1 pseudogene is annotated in these 1,305 nt (G+C 29.7%); it reads right to left on the bottom strand.

The features are described from left to right. Window positions 1-604, bottom strand: a pseudogene (locus KA867_RS13345) (replication initiation factor domain-containing protein); the annotation flags it as partial. Window positions 605-1,305: the final 701 nt, after the last annotated feature.

Below are 1,305 nucleotides of genomic sequence, written 5' to 3'. Positions count from 1 at the left end.
ATCTTTACGTTCTTGTTTCTTGTTATAAATTCTTATAAATCTATCACTATCACGTACACCAAAATATTTTGTTTCTGGTTTACCATCACGACCATAAAAAATTGTTTTCTTAACTGTTTTATCAGTCATTGCGTAGTAATCACTTAAATCATCTTCAAAATCAAACGCCAAATCAAGTCTTGTAAAACCTTTATCTTCTATGTAGTCAATAACGTTCTTCTTTAACCATAGCATTTCATCATGTGTTAATTTATTTGGATTAAATTCAACTCGCATATTACGTCTATCCCAATTATCTGCTATCTGCTTTCACTTTGTCATATTCAATATAAACTTTTTCTTGAAGTGCCTTAGCTTTAAATTTTGTTTGTAACATATCCCAAAGCTTTATTTGTGGATCAACACTCATGAATTCAGAAAGTTTTTGAGCATTATTTTTATTTAAATTCCCAATGATTGTCATACGGTCAAAACTGATTTTTGGTTTTGATATGCACACAGTATGTGCACTTAACCGGCTATTAGATATACCGGTTAACGAAAAATTACACTTTTCTTGTTCTAGACTTTGATTTGATAATTTCTCTTTCTCTTTTTTACTCATAAAAAAATCGACTCCTTATTTTGTTTAAGAAGTCGCTCACCCGAATATATATCTTGAAGAATAAACTTAAATCGTTTAATATCTAGATATACAAATTAATAAAACATAATTCTTACATTTTATTACGGTTTTGTCGTTCACGAAAACTTTGGTCGGTTTGGGGTGAGCGACTTCTTTTTTTATTTTATTTGTGTATTAATATAACACTAACAAAAAGCTTGGTCTATTCAGACTAAGTCTTTATTTTTTATTAAGCTCAATATTTTTTAGAATATTTATATTGCTGATAAGTGTTATAAAGTATTAACGCCTGAACTACTACTTGAGCAATTGATATTGCTAAATTAATCTTTTTCTTCTTACTCATTTTCTTCAACCCCCTTTGTTGCTTTATTCCAATTTCCTTTTTGCTTTAAAGTTTGCGTCCTTAAAAATCCTAAAAGCTGTCAGTCGGTCGGGTTAATAGCTGACGCTATCGACCGCTGACGCTTTAAGTCTAATTTAAGGACTCTTTAAAACAAAAAGTTTTCTCGGCATAAAAGCGTGGTATAATATTTGTATTGTTTAGTACTACTAATACTAGATTGTATTTATTTAAGCCTTTATCAACTATGATAAGGGCTTTTTCTATCTGCTCATACCTCTGCCATGATTCTGATTATTTTTTTGTTCTTTCTCTTGATATTCTTCAGGATGTATTT

The organism is Staphylococcus sp. GDH8C109P (assembly GCF_017893405.1).
In the GTDB taxonomy this organism is placed as follows: domain Bacteria; phylum Bacillota; class Bacilli; order Staphylococcales; family Staphylococcaceae; genus Staphylococcus; species Staphylococcus cohnii.
Note: the sequence above shows the minus strand (reverse complement) of the source record. Positions and strands in the feature narration are given on the sequence as shown.